At 46.1% G+C, this 19,841-nt stretch carries 17 protein-coding genes and 1 tRNA gene; 2 read left to right on the top strand and 16 right to left on the bottom strand.

From position 1 onward, the window contains the following. The first annotated feature begins 28 nt into the window (after positions 1–28). Positions 29–565 (top strand): N-acetylmuramoyl-L-alanine amidase family protein, encoded by a 537-nt coding sequence (locus LI091_RS10420; RefSeq protein WP_173740488.1) that lies wholly within the window; start codon positions 29–31, stop codon positions 563–565. A 65-nt stretch (positions 566–630) separates the two neighbouring features. On the opposite strand, the gene LI091_RS10415 is transcribed toward LI091_RS10420, so the two are convergent. From LI091_RS10415 to LI091_RS10365, 11 genes are all read right to left on the bottom strand, one after another. After that, positions 631–1,551, bottom strand: coding sequence for an SH3 domain-containing protein (locus LI091_RS10415; RefSeq protein ID WP_022426066.1), 921 nt, complete (start codon positions 1,549–1,551; stop codon positions 631–633). A 57-nt stretch (positions 1,552–1,608) separates the two neighbouring features. Further along, positions 1,609–1,680 (bottom strand) — tRNA-Arg (locus tag LI091_RS10410). Positions 1,681–1,887: 207 nt separating this feature from the next. Further along, positions 1,888–2,718, bottom strand: coding sequence for a hypothetical protein (locus LI091_RS10405; protein ID WP_015524720.1), 831 nt, complete (start codon positions 2,716–2,718; stop codon positions 1,888–1,890). Between the two features lie 34 nt (positions 2,719–2,752). Next, on the bottom strand, positions 2,753–3,817 hold the full coding sequence (locus LI091_RS10400) for a DUF6077 domain-containing protein (protein ID WP_092068974.1): 1,065 nt from the start codon (positions 3,815–3,817) through the stop codon (positions 2,753–2,755). Between the two features lies 1 nt (position 3,818). Beyond that, positions 3,819–6,113, bottom strand: coding sequence for a xanthine dehydrogenase family protein molybdopterin-binding subunit (locus LI091_RS10395; protein ID WP_015524718.1), 2,295 nt, complete (start codon positions 6,111–6,113; stop codon positions 3,819–3,821). Further along, positions 6,110–6,580 carry a (2Fe-2S)-binding protein gene (locus tag LI091_RS10390; RefSeq protein WP_015524717.1) on the bottom strand — a complete coding sequence of 157 codons (471 nt, stop codon included), beginning with the start codon at positions 6,578–6,580 and terminating at the stop codon, positions 6,110–6,112. The genes LI091_RS10395 and LI091_RS10390 overlap by 4 nt, the downstream gene beginning before the upstream one ends. Continuing rightward, a complete protein-coding gene (locus LI091_RS10385; RefSeq protein ID WP_022426069.1) occupies positions 6,577–7,389 on the bottom strand; it encodes an FAD binding domain-containing protein in 813 nt (270 codons plus the stop codon). The genes LI091_RS10390 and LI091_RS10385 overlap by 4 nt, the downstream gene beginning before the upstream one ends. A gap of 80 nt (positions 7,390–7,469) precedes the next feature. Beyond that, the gene (locus LI091_RS10380; protein ID WP_265191151.1) at positions 7,470–9,188 is read right to left on the bottom strand and encodes an alpha-glucosidase; all 1,719 of its coding nucleotides are present in this window, start codon (positions 9,186–9,188) and stop codon (positions 7,470–7,472) included. Positions 9,189–9,199: 11 nt separating this feature from the next. Then, on the bottom strand, positions 9,200–9,835 hold the full coding sequence (locus LI091_RS10375; RefSeq protein ID WP_015524714.1) for a GNAT family N-acetyltransferase: 636 nt from the start codon (positions 9,833–9,835) through the stop codon (positions 9,200–9,202). A gap of 20 nt (positions 9,836–9,855) precedes the next feature. Beyond that, positions 9,856–11,901: a M28 family peptidase gene (locus LI091_RS10370; protein WP_265191150.1), complete on the bottom strand. Its 2,046-nt coding sequence runs from the start codon at positions 11,899–11,901 to the stop codon at positions 9,856–9,858. Positions 11,902–11,963: 62 nt separating this feature from the next. Then, positions 11,964–12,275 (bottom strand): hypothetical protein, encoded by a 312-nt coding sequence (locus LI091_RS10365; RefSeq protein WP_265191149.1) that lies wholly within the window; start codon positions 12,273–12,275, stop codon positions 11,964–11,966. 310 nt (positions 12,276–12,585) lie between these two features. Here LI091_RS10365 and LI091_RS10360 point away from each other — a divergent pair, with 310 nt between their 5' ends. Continuing rightward, complete coding sequence (locus LI091_RS10360) at positions 12,586–13,173, top strand: cytidylate kinase-like family protein (protein ID WP_015524710.1); 588 nt, start codon at positions 12,586–12,588, stop codon at positions 13,171–13,173. Positions 13,174–13,772: 599 nt separating this feature from the next. On the opposite strand, the gene LI091_RS10355 is transcribed toward LI091_RS10360, so the two are convergent. From LI091_RS10355 to mgtE, 5 genes are all read right to left on the bottom strand, one after another. After that, positions 13,773–14,879, bottom strand: a complete 1,107-nt coding sequence (locus LI091_RS10355; protein ID WP_265191148.1) for a DUF362 domain-containing protein — start codon at positions 14,877–14,879, stop codon at positions 13,773–13,775. A 202-nt stretch (positions 14,880–15,081) separates the two neighbouring features. Next, the gene (locus tag LI091_RS10350; RefSeq protein WP_173741057.1) at positions 15,082–15,930 is read right to left on the bottom strand and encodes an alpha/beta hydrolase; all 849 of its coding nucleotides are present in this window, start codon (positions 15,928–15,930) and stop codon (positions 15,082–15,084) included. Positions 15,931–15,946: 16 nt separating this feature from the next. Next, the gene (gene thrH, locus LI091_RS10345) at positions 15,947–16,549 is read right to left on the bottom strand and encodes a bifunctional phosphoserine phosphatase/homoserine phosphotransferase ThrH (protein WP_015524708.1); all 603 of its coding nucleotides are present in this window, start codon (positions 16,547–16,549) and stop codon (positions 15,947–15,949) included. 135 nt (positions 16,550–16,684) lie between these two features. After that, a complete protein-coding gene (locus tag LI091_RS10340) occupies positions 16,685–18,076 on the bottom strand; it encodes an alanine/glycine:cation symporter family protein (RefSeq protein WP_059085580.1) in 1,392 nt (463 codons plus the stop codon). 249 nt (positions 18,077–18,325) lie between these two features. Further along, on the bottom strand, positions 18,326–19,720 hold the full coding sequence (gene mgtE / locus LI091_RS10335) for a magnesium transporter (protein ID WP_118608542.1): 1,395 nt from the start codon (positions 19,718–19,720) through the stop codon (positions 18,326–18,328). Between the last annotated feature and the right edge of the window lie 121 nt (positions 19,721–19,841).

The following is a 19,841-nucleotide window of genomic DNA, read 5'->3' as shown; positions in this document are numbered from 1 at the left end:
AATATACTTAAATATCAGGAGGAAAATCATGTCAGAGCATACTCCACGTATGAACCGGCTGCTGATCTTTGTCGCTGTTTTCCTGTGTCTGATCTGCGGTATTCTCTTTACCCAGTCATCGGCCGGTCCTTTTGAAAGCAGCAGTACTTCCGTAGTTTCCATAAATACCAGCGATATTTCGACTATTGAACCAAGTTCAGATCGCGATCACCATACAGATGCATCGATATTTTCCGGCGCTCCCTCACCTTCCGCCACACCGTCTCCTGTTCCCACAGAGATTCCCGAAACAGAAAAGGTTTCGCCGGAGGCAGAAAACGGAGTCTGGACACCGGATGGCACCAACTGGAAATTTATGGTTGACGGAACCGCCTATACCGGATGGCTTACCGACACAGATAGTCATCGATATTATTTCAATAAGGACGGAATCATGCAGACCGGCTGGATCACCCTAGGCAAAAAACGTTATTATCTGGACGAAGACGGAATCATGCAGACCGGAACCATCACCGTAAATGGAAAAAAATATACATTGGCAGCAGACGGTTCACTCAAAAAATGATCTTTCGTTATATCAGGGCAACAAAAATGCAGGTTCTTCCGGAACCTGCATTTTATTAACCCTTATTATTCTAACAGACCACTATAGACATAACCGGTCTGTCCATCATAATCAACCTGTATCCAGTCGCCTTCCTGCCCTTTCTTTTCAACTTCCGTTCCTGCAGAAAAACCACCGATAACCTCACCCTCTGAATCTGCGGAAGCACGAACATTACAATCCTCTGTAACTGTAAGCATTGTTCCTGCATCTGCGGAAGCACTGGCATCTTCACCAAGGCCCTGAAGGAATTCTGCCAGAGAGGGATCACTCTCCTGCGCAGCTTCATAGTCCGTCTTTACCTTTGTGATAAGCTCCTGCACATCCTTCTCAGATTCCAGTTTTTTCACATAGGCACTGATATCTGCATCGTCATCAGCACCACCTTTGATCTTCAGATTGCCGTCACTGCCCGTCTCCACATAAAACTGGCTCAGTGCCGGAACCGGAGTCTCAATTCCAGTACAGATATAATTAAAGACTACATAAACGACATACGAATCGTCCGTCAGTCCCTTCTTAGCGTAAACATTCTGTACCTCATACCCATCAATATAATCCCTTGAATTAATCTGCGACTCGTCAGCCGGCGTAAATCCGTCCTCAATCGTCTTAAGTGTTGCAATGTCTTTTTCCCCAAAAGCTTTATAATAGCTCTGAATCAGCTCGGTTACTTCCGTGCTGGCTTTTTCCATGGTTGTCTCCGCATCCGTATCTGCCGCGGAACTGGCGTCTTTCTTCTCGTCTGTCTCCCCATCATTTGCCGGAGAAGAAGGATCATTTTCCTGGTTACTTTGGGCTGTTGTCTGATCTTTATTGGAATTCCCCTTCTTACCTCCAACACAGGCGCGGACGCCAAAGATCAGAACAAGCACGATCACCAGAATGGCTCCGCCTAACATAAAATAGCGAAGGTTATCTGATAACCATTCTCTGAAATCATCCAAGTTCTTGTCCTCCTTATCATAACAACACGCCGGAACAATTCCCACTGTTCCGGGTAACACACCTGAAGGGAATCGAACCCCCGCACATGGTACCGGAAACCACTGCTCTATCCACTGAGCTACAGGTGCATAATGAAAAACATAACTTCTAAATTCAGGTATGAAATTATCAAAGTAGGTTTACACTGTTTATGATTTTAACACAAATCCATGAAATTGTAAAGATTTTTTTAAACAGTACATATTCATCACACATTTTATGGTTGCTGTTCACTCCGTTCTCCGTATCATTTTACGCACTTTGGTCATTTTTCCAGGCCAGAAGGGCGAACACATTCACCCTTCAAACCTGTATACCACATATTTTTCTGTCTGTGCAATAGGGGTACATCCTGCCTGACGGATATAGTCATGATTTGTAAGATCTACCGGAAGAACGAGATAATCGGTTTCCGTTCTTTTCAATACCTGCCGGAACTTATCGATCCCTACATCCATCTGATAACTGATCACATCCATGATCACTTTCTGGATCTGGTAGGCCTTGCTGTTTTCGTAGTTTCCTACCACGGTACTTCCTGCACGATACAGGATAAAATTACGATCCAGAACAAGGATCAGTGACGGATCATACTGTCTAGCCACCAGATTCAGCTCATTGTCAAAAACAACCTTGGGTTGTTCTTTATCGCAGTCCTGATGGATCACATCGCATACTGAGCGCAGCTCATTCGGGACTTTATAGATGTTTTCCGCCATCACATAATCTTTTGCAATGCCGGGAACAGGTGTCCCCGTAGTGACGATCACTGCCGCAAGGATCAGCGCTGTTACAGCCTTCAGCCATCGAAACCTTACCGCTTCCACGATCCGTACAGCATAATAGGCAGCACCCGGGATCACCGGAAGGATCCAGATAAAACGATAATATTCACTTTCAAAATGTACCTTTGGTATCACATATTTTACAAGAACCGGATTATATACCGTAAGTGCCAGAAAGACTAGATAATACAGGAACACTCTGGATTCTTTTCTCCTGCGGTAAAAAATATCCCAGAGTATACCTGCCAGAAAAAATACAGGCAGCAGACAGCCACTCCAGTAATTCTCCATACAGATCTGCACAAAACGCAATCCCAGTTCTTCGATCGTTACTCCCGCCATTTTCTTCTCCTATCTATGGTATCTTCCCAGTTTCTTATGATGCCGGAAATGCGATCCATCCAAGCTTCGCCGAAAAATAAACCAGGGCATACAAAAATCCCGGCAGCATACAAAGCGCATAGGGAATCGCGTAGGAAAGCTTTTTCTTCAGCACCATCACCGGAAGGATCGCCGTACTGACTACTGCAGGATAAATAAGGGAGGATCCTGAAAACGTCAACGCACTGACTGCAGCAATGAAAAGCAGCACCCAGCTCTCTTTATTTCTGCCATCTTTGTTGAGCCAGAGCCGTATACTTACCAGAAGCGCTGCCGGAATGGAAATATTTGCCAGCAGGGCCTTCCCTTCATAAACCCGCATAAACGCAAAGGTTCCTGTTGTATAGATAGAAAAAGAAAACAATTGCATCAGACACACAAAAAGAACCATCAGGTCTGCTTTTTTTTCATCTCCACGAAAAAAGCTTTTTCCGATCTGGTAGATCAGAAGGTTGATCATCAGCATGTTGATCACAGACATCACGACCTTGGACTGAACGATCGGGTGGATGCCCAGAAGGACACACCACACCGCATTGTTCATCGGATATGCAGAAAGATCATAGCGGAGATTAAAATTTCTCTGGATAACACCGGTAAGCGGACTGTATCGGGCAAGAGTGTCTGTATACACAGAAGTGCTTACTGCACCAATATAATGTGTTGCATCTGCAGTAACGTCCTGATATGCAGCCACCAGAAAACACTGCAGGATCACTGCCGCAGCGGTCAAAAGCAGCAGCAGTGAATGCTTCCGAAATGTTTCTCCTATCCGGTCCAGCTGTCCCTTCCAAAGTTTATGCGCAAACAGACATGCTGCCAGTACACAAGCTGCCATGATCACCATCCACAGATACGAAAAGGTACTCAGTTTTACCCATTTCAGTGTCATAGGAACTGCAAGTATCTCAAAAGCCGCAAAATACAGAAGATATCCCAAGACCAGTTCCATGGTTACTTCCGCCTTCATTTTCAGTATCCGTGTCAGCAGACTTCCTGCACAGAAAAATACCAGCAGCTCCAGGATCAGTCCGGCAATTGCCAGTATCAGCTCCTGCATTTCACACCTTCTCTCCGGCTTCTCTGGCAAGGATTCCCATTGCAACCTTCTCCGGAGTGATCGGGAGCTCTCTGACACGTACACCTGTTGCATTATAAACCGCATTGGCAATAGCCGGACAAGGTGTATCGATCACAAGCTCACCAATGGATTTTGCACCGAAAGGACCTGTCTTCTCGTAGCTGCTCTCAAACTCGATCCGCACCTTCGGAATATCCATACGGTTGGGGATCTTATACTGCATAAAAGAATTGTTACGGATCTTTCCCTTATCTGTATACTGCACATCCTCATACAGAACCATTCCGATTCCCTGACCGATACCGCCTTCTGCCTGCACTCTGGCAAGATTTGGATTGATCGGAGTTCCACAGTCGATCACGCCCACATAATCAATGACATCGATCTGTCCGGTCTCTTTATCGACCTCCACTTCAGCGGCACCTACCATAAACGGTGGCGGAGAGATCGGAGAAGAATATTCTTTTACAACCTGAAGCTCACTGCAGACTCCACAGGTCGCTTTTCCTGCGATCTGCTGCAGCGTTACCTCTTTTCCGTCTTCTGTGCGGACTTTTTCTCCGTCAAAATCAGAATCCTCTGCAGATACTCCAAGCATCTGTGCGCCAAAAGCGTGGATTCTCTTTCTGAGTTCTCCGCAGGCCTGGATCACGGCATTTCCGGTTGCATAGGTTGTGGAAGATGCATAAGAACCGGAATCATAGGGAGAAATATCTGTATCCACACTGAATACCACGATATTTTTCATATCTGTATCCAGACAGTCTGCTGCCATCTGAGCAAGAATGGTATCACAGCCGGTTCCCATATCAGAACATCCAAGTGCCAGGGTATAGGAACCATCCTCATTTAATTTAATGTCTGCTCCACCGACATCGATCCCTGCAATAGATGAGCCCTGCATGGCCATAGCGATACCGACACCCCGTACTTTGCCGTTACCCATATCACGGAACGGATATTTCTCATCCCATCCGATCATTTCCTTTGCACGGGCGAGGCATTTATCCATGGTACAGCTGCCGTTGATCGGTACATCCGGATATCCCGGAAGTGCCTCTCCCTCCATAGGCATGTTCAGCTCGCGGAATTTTACCGGATCCATCCCCATCTTATGAGCCAGCTCATCTGCTGCGGACTCCACAGCAAAAATACCCTGTGTGGCACCATAGCCACGATAAGCGCCAGCTGCCTGCATATTGGTGTAAACAACATCATAAGCAAAACGGTAGGCTTCCGTATGACGATACAGCGCAATGGATTTATGGCCTGAAAGTCCTACGGTTGTAGGCCCATGCTCTCCATAGGCACCGGTGTTGGAAAGAGTATAAAGATCGATCGCCTTTACAATACCGTTTTCGTCTGCACCCATACGGATATGGACTTCCATCTCATGACGCGGAGAAGACGCGATCATGGATTCCTTTCTGGAAAAAACGATCTTGGACGGACGCCCGGTAACCCATGTTACCAGTGCCGGGAAAACCTCACTGACAGAAGACTGTTTTGCACCAAAGCCCCCGCCGATACGAGGCTTGATCACACGAACTTTGGAAGACGGAATGTTCAGCGCATTTCCTACGATCCTTCGGATATGAAACGGGATCTGAGTGGAAGAAACCACCGTCAGTCTCTGAAAATGGTCCATATAACAGTAGGTACGGAAGGTCTCCATCATGGTCTGCTGATTTGCCTTTGTGTGGTAAACCTGGTCTACTGTATACGCACATTTTTCCAGCATGGCATCCACATCACCCACTTCTTCTACATTGGAGGAACAGAGATTACGCTTATTATCTCCTCCGGCCGGGATCGGCATATACCAGTCATCCTCCGGGTGCACCAGAATGGGATTATCCTTGGCTGTGTGGATATCCAGAACTGCTTCCTCCACACGATATTTTACCTTAATGCGTTTCAAGGCTTTATCTACTGCCTCTTCTGTCTCACCGGCTACGATGGCAACCGGATCCCCTACAAAACGCACATGCTTATCTATGATATAGCGATCCCATGGACTGATCTCCGGCGCTGTCTGCCCGGCCAGGGTAAATCTTTTGTGGGAAACATCCTCATAGGTCAGAACACAGGCAATCCCCTCGATCTTCTTTGCAGCATCTGTCTTGATCTCTTCCACCCAGGCATTGGCATGAGGACTTCTTAAGATCTTGACGATCAGGCAGTCAGAAGGTGCGAGATCATCGGTATAGACCGGTTTTCCGGTTACCAGCGACATTGCATCTGTTTTTGGCACCGGCTTGTTTACGTATTTCATTTTCCTTCCTCCTGTCCTTTTTTATAGTCGAGAAATTTCAGGATACTTCTGGTCTGTCCCACAAATCCCGAGCAACGGCACAGATTTCCGGAAAGATACTCCAGGATATCCTCTTCTGTGGGATCTTCCAGTTCCTTTAACATGGCAAATACATTCATGATAAATCCCGGATTGCAGAAGCCACACTGCTCTGCTCCCTCATTTGCCATAAAAGCGCCGAATTCCTTTGCTTCCTCCTGCATTCCCTCCAGAGTCACGATCCGTTTCCCGTCTGCGCGGGCAGCCAGCATGGAGCAGGACAGTACCGGACGTTCATCCATCAGCACAGTACAGAGACCACAGTTTGCAGTCTCACAGCCACGTTTTACGCTGTAACAGCTGTTTTTCCGCAGGAAATCCAGAAGCAGTTCATCCGGACGTACCTCTGCCTGCCGTTTTACACCATTCAGCCAGAAAGTGATATTCATTCTGCTCTCCCTCCGATCTCTTCCCAGGCTCTTCTTGTAAGGACTTTCACAAGAAGACTTCTGTATTCTTTTGAAGCACGCATGTTCTTGTCTGTAGAAACATGTTCCGCTGCATATGCGGCAAAAGATGCTGCTGCATCCTTTTTCTGCTGTGCATTCATCTGTACAAAATCTTTTAAGATTTCCTCTTCATCTTCCACGATCATTGCTTTTCCGGGTCTGGCCCCAATGACAGTTCTTGCTTTTCCGTCAATAAGAGCGGCCGCACAGGTGAGCACAGGAAAATCTGTGGAATTGTTCCGCTGACTTAAGTACACACTGTTCAGCGGCTGTTTTTTTACAATGATATTTACCAGGATATCGTTATCCTTTTCCATGGATGCAAACTGTGCCAGCGGAATGGTTCCGCCATTGTACAGCTCCACCCAGGTATCCAGTGCCAGAAACATGGTCAGTACATCGGAAAATCCGAATCTTCCGAAAATACTTCCGCCCACTGTGGCACAGTTTCGAAACTGCACACCCACAATGTGCCGTACACTTTCACGGATAGCACTGTTTGTATAGGCATTCAGCTCTTTGTGGGTTTCCAGCGCATGAAGTGGTGTCATACAGCCGATCACAAATGCTTCTTCTGTTTCTGTAATAGTATCCAGCCCAAGACCTGACAGATCAATGGCTGTCATGATGTTCCGGTTTCCCATTTTCAGCCAGACCATACCGCCCAGCACACAGGCTGTTCTTTTCTGGTTTAGTTCATATGCCTGTTCAAGGCTTTCTGCCTTTACGTAATTCTTTATCTTCAGCATACTTTATTCCCTTCTGAATTCTCATTCTCTTTCTTTACGGCTGTTTTTTCAGCCGAACATTTATTTTAACAGACTGTCAGCTAAATAGCTATTGTTTTTTTCTCTGCTGTTCTGACGCCGCATTCGTCAGCGGTCTCCAGAACGATAAACTGATACGGTTTCAAAATGATCTCTTTTTCTGTGATCTCCACAGCTTTCTGATTATTCAGAAGCACCTCTTTTACTTCTCCCGGCAAAGATACCTTCTGTGACTGTGCCTGCATATTTCCCAGGATCAGAAGATTTTTCTCACCGTTTCTTGTATATGCGATCAGATTCTTCTGTTCTTCCTGATATGGAGCGAATGTTCCGTATACAAGCGTTTCTTTATATTCCGGAGCTTTTCTCAGTGCAGTCAGCTTTTTGTAGAAAGAAAGGAGGGAATCACTGTCCGTTAACTGGGACTTTACATTAATCTCCTTATAATTGGGATTGACCCCAAGCCACGGCTCTCCTTCTGAAAATCCCGCATTTTTCTCTGCGCTCCACTGTACCGGAGTTCTGGCATTGTCTCTGGAAAATGCGGAAGCAGCATCAAGCGCTTCTTTTTCACTGCATCCGGCACGGAGCGCTACCTGGTATTCATCGATGGTACTGATGTCATCGATCTGATCCATAGAAGTAAACTCCATATTTTCCATACCGATCTCCTGCCCCTGATAAATAAACGGAATTCCCTTCAGCAGAAAATAAACACCTGCCAGGAGCTTCCTTGAATCCGGACAGCGGTCTTCCGGAGAAATATAGTGACAGACACCTCTTGGCTCATCATGATTCTCAATAATGTTGGAGATCATGCCGGTATCCCCAATCTTTTTCTGCGTATGGAAAATACACTTCTTGTACTCTTCCGGAGTCAGGTACGGTTTGGATGCATACCAGCCATCCTCGCTCTTTCCGTAACAGGTTTCTTCAAAATCAAACATGGATGAAAAATATCCGTTTTCTCCGATAAAATCTTTGATCTCATCTTCCTTTTCATTGAAGACCTCTCCTACAGTAAAAGCATCATAGGGATGAAAGCACTTCTCAGCCATCTCTCCCAGAAATTCTCCAATCCCTTCTGCCTCCTCCAGCATCCTCCCGACGCTGCAGAGCCCATCTGCACGATCGGCAGGATAATCGGAAAACGGAAGCTTCTTCTTGATATTGATAATGGCATCAATACGGAATCCGCCAAGCCCTTTTTCCATCCACCAGCGGATGTTTTTGTAGACTTCCTCTCTTACTTCAGGATTCTCCCAGTTGAGATCCGGCTGCTTCTTGTGGAATACATGGAGATACTGTTTATCCGGATGTCCCGGAAGCTCTTCCCATACCGGACCACCGAAATAGCTTCTCCAGTTGCAGGGAGCTTTATCATCCTTTTTGTCCCGGATATAAAAGAAATTTCCATACTTTCCGTCCGGATCCTTAATGGCCTGCTGAAACCACTCATGCTCATCGGAGCAGTGATTTACCACCAGATCCATAAGGATGTACATTTCTCTTTTTTTTGCTTCTGCGATCAGACGATCCATATCCTCCATGGTCCCAAACCTCGGATCAATCGCATAATAATCTGCAATGTCATATCCCTGGTCTGCAAGGGGAGATTTATAGATTGGGGAAAGCCAGAGGATATCTGCTCCCAGTTCCTTAAGATAATCAAGCTTGCTGATGATTCCCGGGATGTCTCCGATCCCGTCTCCGTTGGAATCATAAAAGCTCTTGGGGTATATCTGATATACCACTTTGTCATGCCACCATTTTCGTTTCATCGTAATTCCTCCTATGCCTGTTTGATCATGCAGTACTGCTTCAGATCAAATCCTTTTTTCTGTACAATGCCGTATAATTTAAATCCGAATTTCTCATACATAGAAACATTTGCCGGATTATGGGTTTCCAGAGAGATCATCAACTTATGCCTGTCCGCATAATCGATCACCTCATCCATCAGCTTTTCAGCAAGACCGTGATGCTGCATCTTCGGCGCCACTGCCAGATAGATCACATGAAGTCTTTCTGCTGTATGAAGCTGGGAAGTCCAGCTGGAATTCAGATAGTCTTTTCCCTGGATGAATTTCCGCAAGGTCGCAAGACTTGGATCCTCTTTGATCAGATAGCCATCTGTTTTCAGAAGGGCAAAAAAATCCACCATCAGATTATGTAAGGCTGCTTCATGCTCCGTTCCGTCGGATACTACCAGGATACTGTTCAACTCACTGCTATCTGCATAAATCTCGCAGGTCTCAAAAAACTCCGTAAGATCACAGGTAAAAAGCTCCGGCATCAGCCGTTCTCTGGTATCCCTGTCCGGGATCAGTGCATGATACAGAGGATCCTCCGAAAAACATACGGTCAATATCCGGATCAGCTTATCCAGATCTTCTTCTTTCACTCGGTATAAATTATGGCTTTCCATTCTTTCCTCCAGGTATGGTTTTATTCTGTTCCTTTTTCAAACATATCACTGACCTCGCAGATCAGATTCCTGAGCTTTTCCGCTGCACGGATCAGATATTCAATATCATCCGCATAATAACGCTTCTGTCTTTCCCAGGCTTCCTTGAGGCTCTGCTTTTCCACCTCCAGACTGTCACCCGGCTTCTTTTCCTTCAGCCTTTCCACAAGATCATAAAGGTTCTCATGATGGATGATCCTGCCCTTTCCCCACATCAGGCGATCCGGGGACTGCTTCAAGATATATTCCGTAAAATGATAAAAGACTTCCCGCTCAAACTGAAAGGCATAACAGTTGTTGTCAATACTGTAAAAAGCCTCCAGCGCAGGGGCGATCTCTCCTTTTTCCAGATATCCCATCGCTTTCTTCAGTGCATAAAGATTGTTCTGCACTGCCTGCTGCGGAAAGATCACATTGTCATCCCAGTCCAGACGTACCAGATAATCCTGGGATTTCCGGAATACACCGAGAAGCTTTTCGGTAATGGCATCGGCTTTTTTCCAGTCACGTTTTTCTTCCGGAAGGCTGTTGAAGTGCCGTACCTGCTCTGCAAGGATGGCAGCCGCTTTTTTTGCCTCTTCTGTTTTTTTCAGAAGGAGTGTACTGTCGGCGCCGGTCTGCATACACAGATCCGTATCCAGGGTCTTAATACTTTGGTCCAGTACCCGCCCGAAATCCATTGGCGGCAGAGCAAGGCTGTCAATAGCCAGAAGAAGTTTCAGATAAAATTCATGATGGAATCTGTATACCTCTTCCTCATAAACATCCTGGTTATCGTATTGGGAATGATAATAATTTTCCATAAACGGGCCACCGCTGAAATCATTGACCATGGACGGGATCCCGGAAATAGCCATGGTAAAATCATCAGACCAGGTTTCAATGGGATACAACGTGGTCATGCCCTCCGGATAAATCCCCTCCGGCATCTGCACAGCATCCACGAAGCTGCGCACAAAATCCGCATACTCATAGGTACATCGTACTGCATCTCTGGTACTGTGTGCATGAGCCGGAAGCTCAAAATTCAGATCTGCGATCACGTGCCCCTGCCACTCCGGTCTCGCTTCAAATACCTGGCGGTAAGCACCTGTGGACCAGTCATATTTTGTGTCGGAAATCCCCCATTCTTCTGCTGCAAGAGCACATACCACAATAGTATGGCGAGGTTTATAGCCACCACGGAGCAGCGCCCTAGCAATTCCAATGATCATGGCCACTGCCGCATTATCGTCCTGAAATCCCTCAAAATAGGAATCATAGTGAGCACTTAACAGGATCATGGAATCCGAATCGGTTCCCGGGATTTTGCCAACGATATTGTAGGTATACTGGTCTTTGATCACCTCTGTGTCCGCATCAAATTCCACGGAAAGCTCCGGAACACGATTCCCATTCTCATTTTTTTCCTCCATCAGCTGACGGATCATAAGAAAATCTGTCCGTGACATGGAAAATGCAGGCGCACAGGAAGGTCCTGCGATATCCTGTGCATTCAAAGCCGTATCATCGATCTGTGCGTATCCTCTGCTCTGTACGGCGATCAGAGCTGCTGCACCCTTCAGGTGTGCCTGATACACCGGGTAGTTGATCCACCATTCTTCTCTCTGATTGATCTCGATAAGAACCAGCTTTCCTTTCACATCGATATCCTTATATTCGTCAGCTGTACCCTTTCCAAGATATACAAGATCAAACCTCTGAAAGCCATTGGTCTTAAAATCTGTCTGATATGCGCCAAGCTGGATCTCCCGGCAGGTTCCCTCTCTGTCATGGCAGCGCATCACAGCTTTTTTGAATTCCCATGCATCCACACGGATCTTATCTTTTTCTACCTGTGTGAGACCGGCTTTTTTCATTTCTTCCAAAAGCATATCTCCGGTTTTTCGCTCTGACAGGGAGCCTGCTGTACGGTATCCCAGAACCGGATTTGTTTTTTCCTGTTCCATGCGCCTGGCCAGATCATAAGATTCTTTTATATTCAGGCATGAAACACATTTCTCCACGATGTTCAAATTTACTGTCATCCCTTTCTCGGCAGTTCCCTGCCGGCAGTTCCGTCCTCCCGGCAGAGATATTCCTCTAACTGTTATAGATTATACCTTATCAATGTGCGGATTTCCAGATAAAAAACGCGATTTGTTCTGATCATCAGAGACATGGTGTTGGTGACACCGGACATGGCTTCCATGATCTCTGACTGATCCACAATGGAAAAAGCGTCTTCGTCCTGCTCAAAGCGTTCCATCAGGAGCTCTGTAAACGCATTTTCTGCCGGCTCCAGGCTATCCTCATCTGCTCCGGATGCGTAAAACATGGTCACATCCAGTACATTATCCGCAAGCCTGGTCATAGTAGAAAACGGGATGATCACCATAAGCCTTTTACGCCGTCGTTTCATTTTCCTTAACCTCCAAATATGCTGTGTATGTTCTCTCTGTTTTAAAAATATTTTTAAAAAAAATGTGTAAAGTCTTTGTGTGATCTGTGAAAACCCGGTGAAAAAGGCATCCTATTTTTCATATACAAATACAAATAATTAATTATATTTTCTGTCTGCTACCATTATTTTTTGTATATATTAAATATTATTTTAAAAATTATATATTATTTTCTGGTATTTTTTACCGAAATATGTTATAAAAGAAGTAAGAAAAACTACCGGAAATCAGATATTCCTGCTTCCGGTCCGAGATAAAGGAGGTATCTTTATGGCAAAACGTATTATAACCATCAATCGTATGTTTGGAAGCAACGGACGCCTTATCGGCAAGACTCTGGCTGAAAACCTGGACATCGGTTTTTATGATAAAGAACTGATCGACATGGCTGCCAAGAAAAACAATATCCCCTTCGACACCCTGGCAAAGGTAGACGAGAAAAAAGCCAGTCAGTGGGTATTCCCCGTTGACAGTGAGCTGCAGTTTACAGATAATTTCTCTTTTGTACCAATGAACGATGTGCTCTATGATCTCCAGAGAAAGATCATCCTGTCCCTTCCGCAGAGAGAGGACTGCGTAATTGTCGGCCGCTGTGCAACCAGTATCCTGAAGGATAAATCACTTAAACTTTTTATCCATGCACCTTTTGAGGAAAGAGTTCAGAATGTGATACGCCGTACCGGCAGAGAAGAAGCCAGCGCACGGAAGCTGGTCAAAAAAATGGATAAAGAGAGAAAGGCTTACTATGAATACTTTACAGACAGCAAATGGCTGGATATGACACAGTATGATCTCTGTATTGACAGCAGCCGGTTTTCTATGGAGCAGATTATTGAGATTGTAAAGAGATGTCTTTAGGATTCTTTTTTCTGAAATTTTTTTTCTGAAAAATGTTTTTACGCTTTGGAAGCGTAAGTGAAACCGCAGGGGAGGGGAAGCACTCGTAGTTGCGAAAGGCCGTTTCCCCTCCCCTGCACCCCTTCCTTCAGGCCCCGCTAGAAATCGTACGTTTTGGTCATGTTATGTTACTGACAGGGCGATGGATTCTGCGTTTGTTTAAAACGCCAGGCTGTGCCGATCTCATCGGCATAACACCTTTCAACAAGAAGACGTATCCTTCCCACCATTCCAACACATTGAGCAACACCAAAATATTTATTGACCAGACGCTATTCTTCCCACACCTCCAACTGCGGACGCTCAACTCATCAAAACGTAAGGACAGGACACCACGCGTCCGCTTCCACCTCTCCGTCTGAAACGTCAGCAGGGGAAGTGACAGTCCTCCGGGCTGCTACGGAGGAGGGGTGATGATGGTTAGGTTGCGGGAGACGACGTTATTGCGGAAGGGCCCAGCTGTTTGAGCCGAAGGCGAGTTCTGGGCCCTTCCGCAATGGTTTTAGCCGGCTCACGGAACCTTAGCAGCATCCCCCGACGGAGTCCGGCCCGGAGGACTGTCACTTCCCCTGCGTCCGTTCACCAATATACTCTTTCAAAAACTCATATATATCCCCCTCCAACGGCGGACACCCCTCCACATAATTCTGAAACTTACAGGTACAGTGTCCCACACCAAGCACTCCCGTCTTACCACGATACCCCTGTCCGATGCAGATCTTTTCATCCAGCTTCTCAAAAAGCCCCTCTTCCTTCAGCATCTCCAATGCCGGGATCAGATACCCGTAGCAGGCACTGCAGGATTCCACTTCTTCTACGGCATCCGCAAGCTCCACAACCTTTCTGGATACCGGCATCCTCTGATCCGCACCATCCTCCAGAAATCTGACATCTGCTTTGGAAATATCTGAACAGCCCACGCCAAGATCACCTGCCAGCTTCACATAAGGAACCTCAGCTACCTCATAATGCATCATCTGACACACATATGCATCCACGAGAACCGGATCACAGGCAGCCATCACCCGGTTCATCACGACAGGATTTCCGCCATCCTCAAAATCCAGATCCCCGCAGATATTATCCACAACAATAAAGTCCTGCTGTATCCCCATATTCAGATGAGCAATGGGTTTATGAAGCCCCAGAGAATGAAACCGTCTCTTTTCCTTATTTGGGATCAACCCCTTCATATTCTTAAGGGCACAGGTGATCTTTGTCTGACAATGGCCTTTCAAAACCGGCACATTGATCAGAAAATCAAGCTCCTTTACCCGCTCACAGACATTCAGCTCCATGCCGCCGCAGTCCACAGAAATCCCCTTATCCTTCTGCATATCCCAGAACGGCACCTGATACTCTTCCTCAAGCCTGTCAAAGCCACAGGTCTCAAAAGCCTCCCTTGTCTTATCTCCTACCCAGGATCCCTCCAGCATCACCATATCCCGGAAGCCATGCTCCTTCAGATACTCGATAATTCCTGCAACCACTTCCGGATGAGTCGTTGCACCCCAGGAAGCCTCTGAAGGAGAAACCAGATTCGGCTTGATCCCGATCTTTTTCTTTCTGTCCCCGATATGAGACTGAAGATCCGCTTTTTCCAGAAGCTCCTTTGTCATTCTTTTATATTCCGTACCACTGGTAATAAAAATCTGATTTTTATCCATAATTATCAAAATTCCTTTCTTTCTGCAATGTGAATGTTGATCCAGATCCACACCAAAGCCCTGCAAAGCTTTTATCATCAGATGAGCCAGACAAAACAGCCGACAAATACAGCAGTCATCACATGCATCACAATCATAAAAAATACCCTCTCTACCGGTTTCCCGGTAAAAAGGATATTTTATCCGACACAGCAGTCTCGTATTATCTTTCGATCTTTGCCCCGTTCCACCATGGGAATTCTCGGTTCAGCCATTTTCCTGCAAGCTCACTCCATGGTTCACAGGCTCTTGCGATCCCTCTGCCGTTTTCGTTGGCAGTCAGCTCATTTGCCAGGCCGATCCCATGGGGTCCCTGCGGAAAAACATGATACTCCACTGGAATGCCCTTTTTATAGAGTGCCTGAACAAAGAGAAGTGTATTATCCAGCAGCACCGTCTGATCCTCAAAGGTATGCCAGATAAAGGTTCTGGGTGTATCTTCCGTAACCTGAAATTCCAGAGACATCCGATCTTTCAGCTCCTCATAACGATCTCCCAGAAGATTTCGAAAGCTTTCTTCATGACCAGCTTCCCCTGAAGTGATCACCGGATAATTCAGGATCATGCCATTGGGACGGATCCTCTCGTTTTCCATTCCCGTGATCCCGGCAAGCTCCTCCGTATTCCAGAATACTCCCAGAGAAGCTGCCAGATGGCCACCTGCCGAAAAACCGGACACAATGATCTTATTCTTTTCAATATGCCACTTATCGCTGTTCTCTCTGAGAAGAGCTACTGTTTTTGCCAGCTGACGGAGAGCCACCGGATATCTGGCAGGTGCCACACTATAACGAAGTACCACTGTGTGATAGCCCATTCCCATAAACCGGACAGCAATGGCTTCTGCCTCTCTGTCAGAAGTCATGCCATAAGCTCCGCCCGGACAGATCACTATGACCGGACGCTTCTGTCCCGGATAGAGTTCTTCCGACTCCTGCCAGAAATAGGTCTCTATCCATGCCTCATTATAGTCCTTTGTTTTTTCTTCGATCACAATTCTTTCGTTGATCATTCCGACTTTCCCTTCTTCATTTCATTGCTTCCCTGATCGCTGCAAGAAGTTCATCGTACTCTTCGTAAGCCGGAATTTCCGGATGATCTGCACGGATCTGCTCTGTACTACGGAAAAGGAATCCTGCTTTGCTTGCCTGGATCATTCCAAGATCATTGTAGGAATCTCCGCTTGCGATAGTCTCAAATCCCATGGACTGCAGTGCCTTCACAGTTGTCAGCTTGGATTTCTCACAGCGCATCTTAAAGCCTGTGATCTCTCCGTTCTCTGCTACTTCCAGGGAATTACAGAAAAGTGTCGGCCGTCCAAGCTTCTCCATCAGCGGAGTTGCAAACTGTGTAAAGGTATCACTGATCAGTATCACCTGGGAAAAGGATCTCAGCTCATCCAGAAATTCCTTTGCTCCCGGAAGGGGATCGATCTTTGCAATAGTCTCCTGGATCTCTTTCAGTCCCAGACCATGCTCTTTCAGAATTCCAAGTCTCCAGTTCATCAGCTTATCATAATCCGGCTCATCACGGGTTGTTCTCTTGAGCTCCGGGATTCCGCTTGCCTCTGCAAATGCGATCCAGATTTCCGGTACCAGTACACCTTCTACGTCCAGACATGTAATATACATCTTTCATATCCTCCTCTTGATCCAACTTACCGTTGATATTTCACAGAGTCTGACTCCTTCCGGCTGTCAGAACTCTTTAATCTTTTAGCACTTTACCCTGATATTACCATATGCTCTCAAGGTCTGTAAACAGTTTTATTTTTTCTTCTTTTCCGATTCATAGATTTTCAGCTCTTTCAGTGCTTTTTCCCCAAGAGGATACAGCATGAAAATATTAAAGATCGTCATCAGGCCGATTCCTACATCTCCCAGATCCCATACAAATGTGTAAGCCGCGATCCCACCGATAAACAGCATCACCAGTGCCAGCACCTTATATCCTGTCTGTGAACCCCAGTTATCACCGAAAAGATATGCCACATTGCCTCTTGCATAAAACAGGATTCCCAGGAATGTGGAAAAGCTGAACATAAACAGTGTTGCAGCAATAAAGATCACTCCAAACTGCCCCATATGATAATGCATGGCAGTCTGAAGAAGTTCCATTCCGGAAAGCCCCTGTACCAGATCTTCCGGGGCCAGAAGCATGATCATGGCTGTACAGCTGCAGATCACGATCGTATCCACAAATACACCCAGGGCCTGGACAAATCCGGCTTTTACCGGACTGTCACATTCTGCCGCCGCTGCTGCACAGGGAGCGGAGCCGCTTCCCGCCTCATTAGAAAAAAGGCCTCTTTTTACTCCGTTCATCAGCACGACGCCAAATCCGCCGGCAACAGCCTGACGAAATCCGAAAGCTTCTTCAAAAATCCGTTTAAATACTCCCGGCATACTTCCAAGATTTGTAAATATAATAAACAGCGTGATCACAAAATAAAGCACTGCCATCACCGGCACCAGAAGATCCAGAACTTTAACCGTTGCATTCTTCCGAAGCACGATCACAGCTGCGATCACTACCAGCACGATGGTAGTATACAGCGGCGGAATATCAAAAGCATTTTTGAAAGACGCCGTGACGGAATTGCTGATAACCTGACTGATCCCACACCAGCAGATTAGGCCGGAAATGGCAAACAGAACGGAAAGCAGAACCTTTTTTCGTTTTCTGCCCTGTTTTTCTTCCCAGTAGCGATGGATATAGTAGGCAGGACCGCCCCTGTAGCCACCATAAAGAGGATCCTTTTCTTTATAGAGCTGTGCCAGGGTTGCTTCGATAAAAGCAGTGGAGGAACCGATCAGCGCCGTGATCCACATCCAGAATACCGCTCCTGCACCTCCTGCCGAGATCGCAGCTACCACACCGACCAGGTTTCCCATTCCCACACGGGTAGCTGTAGACACGATCAGCGTCTGAAATGCTGAAAGATTATTTTTGTCACTTTTCTTTTCCGACAGGGCTCGTACCATATCCGGAAAAAGACGGATCGGCAGAAGCTTTGTCCTGATGGTAAAATAGATACCGGTCGGAATCAGAAGCAGGATCAGAAGTGAGATTCCCAGCGTACTTCCTCCCGGAAGCGGGATCTTTATCAGATCTCCCCACAGAAATGTATAGACCTTTTCGATCATTGTTACTATCATGTTACTGTTTCCTTTCCCCAATCACCCCATGTGATCGTTTTGTTCTCTTTTTTCTGCCCGTTGTTTGTATTTATTTCTGCAACGTTTTAAACGGGCAAAGCGTGTCTTTCATTATAATAGCTTTCTGTTTGTATGTAAAGAAAAATCCCGAATCTTTCGATCCGGAATTTTTTTGTATTGGTAACTTTTCTGTTATTCGACAGATTTCTGATATCTGTCTGTTTTTATAAGCATAGCTGCATTTTACTCTCAGCCAGCCAGGTGGAACATCTCGATCAGGAATATCCAGCTCATTCCATAGTATGTTATCACGGCTACAAGGTCATTCATCGTAGTGATCAGAGGACCTGAGGCTACTGCCGGGTCCACACCAACCTTTTTGAAAAACAGCGGTATGCAGGTTCCTACTGCACTGGATACCAGCATGGCCACCAACAGGGATAATCCGATACAGCCGGATACCGCATAGGCAAATACGAGTGTTTTTCCTTTGAATAAGAAAATATACAATCCGATCAGTACAAAAGACAGAATACCGAGCAGACCACCGTTGCAAAGACCGATCCGCATTTCCTTCAGCACAAGCTCTGCTTTCTGTCTGCCCGTCAGCGTCTCATCCATCAGTACACGGATGGTTACAGCCAGGGACTGGGTTCCAACATTTCCTGCCATATCCAGGATCAGAGACTGAAAGCACATGATGATCGGCAGACAGGTAACTACTTTTTCAAACATTCCCACAACAGAAGATACCACCATACCAAGGCCCAGAAGAACGATCAGCCAGGGCATTCTTTTTTTCATGCTTTCAAAAAGAGGTTCTTTCAGATCTTCCTCTGCAGTCAGACCGGCCAGCTTTGCATAATCCTCTCCCATCTCATCGTCTACCAGATCGATGATCCCTGCGGATGTGATCACTCCAAGGAAACGATTGTCATCGTCCAGTACAGGAATGGAATCTTCAGAATAATCCTTCAGCCGTTCCATACAGTCGTCGATCTGCTCAGTACCATACACATATGGATAGGAAGTTACGATCAGCTCTTCCATAGGGTGGTCCTGTCTTGCTGTGATCAGGTCCTTCAGATCCAGCGCTCCATAAAACTCCCCTCTGTCCGTCACTGCAAAGATCGTAGAAATATTATCATTATCTGCCGCCTGGGAAACCAGCTCACTCATAGCCTGCTTTACGGTCAGGTTTTCACGGATCACAATGCAGTTCGTTGTCATTCTGCTTCCGATCTCATCCTCATCAAAGGAGCGGATCATTTCGATATCTTTCCGCACCTGTTCATCCAGAAGCTGGATCAGAAGCTTGCGTTTTTCTTTATCGATCTGCTTTAAAACATCTGCCAGGGCATCGGTTTCCATTTTGGAAAGAATGGCTGCCGCTTTTTTTACATCCATCTCTTCCAGATATTGTACAGTTTCTTCTTCCTCCAGATATTCAAAAACATCTGCCAGCATACCGCTTTCCAGGATACGGTATAGTCTGCTGCGCTCCGCAGTGCTTAATTCTCTTAATACTTCCGCCAGATCGTTTTCGTGGAAATCCTGCAGCCTTTCACTTAAAACTGCCGGAGAAACACTGCTTCGGATCAGACTCAGAATATCTTTTGAAAAATCCTGATTTCTTTTTGTCATTTTCTCATCCTCCTCACATAGTTTCGCACAAAACACGCACACCAAAAACAGACATGTTAAAGCATGTCTATGTGCTGTTTGATTTTCGATTGTGTTTCCTTGGGATTTGAGTATAAAGCGA

It is taken from the genome of Blautia sp. MSK20_18 (assembly GCF_020553125.1).
Taxonomy (GTDB): domain Bacteria; phylum Bacillota; class Clostridia; order Lachnospirales; family Lachnospiraceae; genus Blautia_A; species Blautia_A fusiformis.
Note: the sequence above shows the minus strand (reverse complement) of the source record. Positions and strands in the feature narration are given on the sequence as shown.

Bases quoted from the DNA above. Each gene is read 5' to 3' on its own strand.
- LI091_RS10420 (WP_173740488.1), top strand. From the start codon at position 29: ATGTCAGAGCATACTCCACGTATGAACCGGCTGCTGATCTTTGTCGCT.
- LI091_RS10405 (WP_015524720.1), bottom strand. From the start codon at position 2,718: ATGGCGGGAGTAACGATCGAAGAACTGGGATTGCGTTTTGTGCAGATC.
- LI091_RS10400 (WP_092068974.1), bottom strand. From the start codon at position 3,817: ATGCAGGAGCTGATACTGGCAATTGCCGGACTGATCCTGGAGCTGCTG.
- LI091_RS10395 (WP_015524718.1), bottom strand. From the start codon at position 6,113: ATGAAATACGTAAACAAGCCGGTGCCAAAAACAGATGCAATGTCGCTG.
- LI091_RS10390 (WP_015524717.1), bottom strand. From the start codon at position 6,580: ATGAATATCACTTTCTGGCTGAATGGTGTAAAACGGCAGGCAGAGGTA.
- LI091_RS10385 (WP_022426069.1), bottom strand. From the start codon at position 7,389: ATGCTGAAGATAAAGAATTACGTAAAGGCAGAAAGCCTTGAACAGGCA.
- LI091_RS10380 (WP_265191151.1), bottom strand. From the start codon at position 9,188: ATGAAACGAAAATGGTGGCATGACAAAGTGGTATATCAGATATACCCC.
- LI091_RS10375 (WP_015524714.1), bottom strand. From the start codon at position 9,835: ATGGAAAGCCATAATTTATACCGAGTGAAAGAAGAAGATCTGGATAAG.
- LI091_RS10370 (WP_265191150.1), bottom strand. From the start codon at position 11,901: ATGACAGTAAATTTGAACATCGTGGAGAAATGTGTTTCATGCCTGAAT.
- LI091_RS10365 (WP_265191149.1), bottom strand. From the start codon at position 12,275: ATGAAACGACGGCGTAAAAGGCTTATGGTGATCATCCCGTTTTCTACT.
- LI091_RS10360 (WP_015524710.1), top strand. From the start codon at position 12,586: ATGGCAAAACGTATTATAACCATCAATCGTATGTTTGGAAGCAACGGA.
- LI091_RS10355 (WP_265191148.1), bottom strand. From the start codon at position 14,879: ATGGATAAAAATCAGATTTTTATTACCAGTGGTACGGAATATAAAAGA.
- LI091_RS10350 (WP_173741057.1), bottom strand. From the start codon at position 15,930: ATGATCAACGAAAGAATTGTGATCGAAGAAAAAACAAAGGACTATAAT.
- thrH (WP_015524708.1), bottom strand. From the start codon at position 16,549: ATGTATATTACATGTCTGGACGTAGAAGGTGTACTGGTACCGGAAATC.
- LI091_RS10340 (WP_059085580.1), bottom strand. From the start codon at position 18,076: ATGATAGTAACAATGATCGAAAAGGTCTATACATTTCTGTGGGGAGAT.
- mgtE (WP_118608542.1), bottom strand. From the start codon at position 19,720: ATGACAAAAAGAAATCAGGATTTTTCAAAAGATATTCTGAGTCTGATC.